Source organism: Burkholderia sp. Ac-20384 (genome assembly GCF_017104605.1).
Lineage (GTDB): Bacteria > Pseudomonadota > Gammaproteobacteria > Burkholderiales > Burkholderiaceae > Burkholderia > Burkholderia lata.
The window spans coordinates 1-2,986 of the sequence record NZ_JAAGPE010000547.1; the positions used below are offsets into that span (position 1 = coordinate 1).

A 2,986-nucleotide genomic window follows, 5' to 3' on the forward strand; every position below is an offset into this window, starting at 1 on the left:
GCCGGGAAAGGACTTGCCGACGCCGCGCACCTCGAGCACGCAGTCGGCCGCGGAAGAAGCCGGCGGGGCCGACGAGCCGGTCGAGCCGGACGAAGCGGCCGGCGCATCGTCGCCGGCCATCGGGCGCCGGGTGGTGTGTGCGTGCTTTGCCGCGCACATGAAAGATTTGCAAGGGCCGTTGTAGCGATTCCCGGACCGGCGGCGCCAGCCTGATGCCGGCGCGCGCCGGCCGGACAAGGAGGTGCGATGCAGAACACGGAATCGAACCCTGACCCGAAATATCGGCGAGACGAGGCGGCGAAGCGCCCGGCGACAGCGCCGGCGGCGCGTCGCATGCCCGATCCGGCGAGCAGGCGCCCGTTGACGCCCGAAATGATTGCCGCGAAGACGCCGACCGGCCTGCCGCCGATCGAACGCGGCACGCATGCGCCCGACAGCGCCGACCCCGTACGGCGGGCGGCTGCCCGGATCCCGACGCTCGACAACGCGAACATGGCGATGACCGACAGCACGGTCGACGTCGACGGCAAGGGCATGGAAGCGGCCGCAGGCGCGTCGAAGTGGCACGACAACGTGATTTATTCGAACGCGTCGCTCGACGAAGCGGTTGAGACGCCCGACGAGGGGCTCGGCGGGATCGAGAGCCGTCCGTCCGGCAACCTGCCGCAGATCGCGACGCGGCCGGGCTGGCACGTGCGTCACGTCGGCGCGGTCGACGTCGAGCATGGCGACGGCACGCGCGCCGAGCATGTGATCGTCCTGGAGCGGAACACCTGACTGCGTGACGAGAAGGTGCGGCGGGCGGCACGATCGCGCCGGCCGCCACAACCGTTGGTTGGCGGTTCCTACTGCGGGCCGAGTTCCTGCGCGGACGTATCGGCGTCGTTGCCCTGCGCAACCAGCACGTGGATATCGTTCGGCGTCACGTCGCCGACCCCGCCCGACGGGATCGTCAGCAGCAGCCAGTCGGCGTTGTTGTTGATGGTGACCGGCGCGGTCTTGAGGATCGGCGTCTTGCTGCCGGCCGTCGTGACGATCACCTGGTAGCTGCCGCCGTTCAGGTAGATCGAATCCTGCGTCGATGCCGGCACCGCGTTCTGGTAGGCCGCGCCCGCGAGCGTCGGGCTTTGCGTCGTGATGTCGGTGCCGGGCGGGACGACGTACATGTCGACGTTCTGCGCGTTCGGCGACGCGTTGAAGCTGCGCACGCGCGCCTTGTCCGACAGCAGGCCCTTGTCGTACGGATCGTCGATCACGGAGATCAGCGACGTCGTGCTCGGCAGCGCGATCGTCGTGTAGTGATGGCCGTTTGCCGCGCTGAACGATTGCGCGGCGATGGTCGACGTCGTGCCGGAGATGTCGTAGCTCGCGTTCTGCGTGCCCGAGTCGACGTCGTGATAGCGCGTCACGCCCTTGTACGCGATACCGCCCTGGTCGAGCTTCGCGTTCAGGTAGTAGTCGAGGTTCGGCCCGGCCGGCACCGCGTTGATGAAGCGCGCCTGCGGCTTCGAGATGCCGAGCTCGGTGCCGACGTCGTTGCCGTCGCCGCCACATGCCGCGAGTACGGAAACGACCGAGCACAGCGCGACCAGCGTTCGTATTGATTTCATGTTGTCCTCTCGTTCAGGGAACCTGCTTGCGATGCGGGACCGCCGCGCGAAGGGTCGCGCGGTGCGCAGCGCCGGTTGAGGGAAGGATGCTGTCCGCCGGAGCGGCGGGCGCGTGGATGACGCAAGCGATGTGCCTGCGTGGCTGCGCGCCGGGCCTGGGGGAGGGTTTCGACGGTCTGCCGATGGCCGACCTGCAGCGCCCGTCCGCGCCATGCGCTGAGGGCAGCCGGCATGGCGGCGCCTCGTGGACGTACCGGAAGGATCCTGCAGCGAGGCGTTCCCGGATCGGCCGTCGGAGAGCGCGATACGGCGGGGCGACCGGGCAAAACTACCCGCTGGCGCGATCTGGCCCGGAAATGGGGCGGAAATATTGCCCCATTTTCATCATCGTTTAACCATTCGAAACAATGTGTTCACTGAAAGGGGCATGATCTCCGGCGATCGAGCAGGCATACTGTCGCCTATGTTGCTCAATGCGCGTCGAACGGCGCGCGCTTTCTCCCCATGTCCACTCCAGTTTCCTTTCGAACCTTGCGATGGTTGACCGTCGCGGCTGCTGCATGCTTGCTCGCCGCGTGTTCGACCGCTTCCGACGTGACCGCGACGTCGAACCCGAACGTGTACACCGTGACGACGCGCACGGTCGGCGTGTCGACGACGTGGGCCGACGCCCATACGAAGGCCATCGACGAAGCCACCAATTACTGCACGCAGCGCGGCATGCGCGCGAGCATGAAGCAGGAATCGCTGACCGGCAGCAGCCGTGTCGGCGCGCGCTCCGAACTCGCGTTCGAGTGCCATCCGACCTTCGAGACGGCGTCGAACCCGCGCAGTTGAGCGACCGGCGGCGCCGACGCGCCGTCACCGCCCGCGTTTTTCTTCCCCGCATGCGAAACGACCCGCGATGCCGTTCAGGCACATCGCGGGTCGGCGCGCGTCCGGTGCAGGCGGCGGTGCTTACGCCGGCTGCGCCTCGTAGAGCTTCACGCACGCGGAGAAGTCGAGCGTGCCGAGCCCCTGCTGGCTCATCGACTGATAGAGCTGCTGCGCGAGCGCGCCCATCCACACCGGCTGGTGCGCGCTGCGCGCCGCTTCGGTCGCCAGCCCGAGATCCTTCAGCATCAGGTTCGCCGCGAACCCGCCCGCGTAGCCGCGCGCGGCCGGCGCGGTGTCGCTGACGCCCGGATACGGGTTGTACGCGTCCGAGCTCCAGCAGCGGCCGGTCGACGTATTGATGATGCCGGCCAGCACCGCCGGATCGATCCCGAGCGCGGCGCCGAGCGCCATCGCTTCCGACACGCCCATCATCGAGATCCCGAGCAGCAGGTTGTTGCAGATCTTTGCGATCTGCCCGGTGCCCGTGCCGCCGCACTGCA

Annotated in this window: 4 protein-coding genes; 2 read left to right on the forward strand and 2 right to left on the reverse strand. The window is 68.2% G+C overall.

Annotated features, from left to right (window positions below):
- Positions 1 to 246: 246 nt before the first annotated feature.
- Positions 247 to 777, forward strand: a complete 531-nt coding sequence (locus tag G3O00_RS41440; RefSeq protein WP_206146467.1) for a DUF3005 domain-containing protein — start codon at positions 247 to 249, stop codon at positions 775 to 777.
- 68 nt (positions 778 to 845) lie between these two features.
- On the opposite strand, the gene G3O00_RS41445 is transcribed toward G3O00_RS41440, so the two are convergent.
- Positions 846 to 1,610 (reverse strand): DUF4397 domain-containing protein, encoded by a 765-nt coding sequence (locus G3O00_RS41445; RefSeq protein ID WP_011355633.1) that lies wholly within the window; start codon positions 1,608 to 1,610, stop codon positions 846 to 848.
- A gap of 504 nt (positions 1,611 to 2,114) precedes the next feature.
- Here G3O00_RS41445 and G3O00_RS41450 point away from each other — a divergent pair.
- Complete coding sequence (locus G3O00_RS41450) at positions 2,115 to 2,447, forward strand: hypothetical protein (RefSeq protein ID WP_174930472.1); 333 nt, start codon at positions 2,115 to 2,117, stop codon at positions 2,445 to 2,447.
- 120 nt (positions 2,448 to 2,567) lie between these two features.
- Here G3O00_RS41450 and G3O00_RS41455 read toward each other — a convergent pair.
- A partial coding sequence (locus G3O00_RS41455; RefSeq protein WP_206146468.1) for an NAD-binding protein occupies positions 2,568 to 2,986 on the reverse strand: 419 nt, incomplete at its 5' end.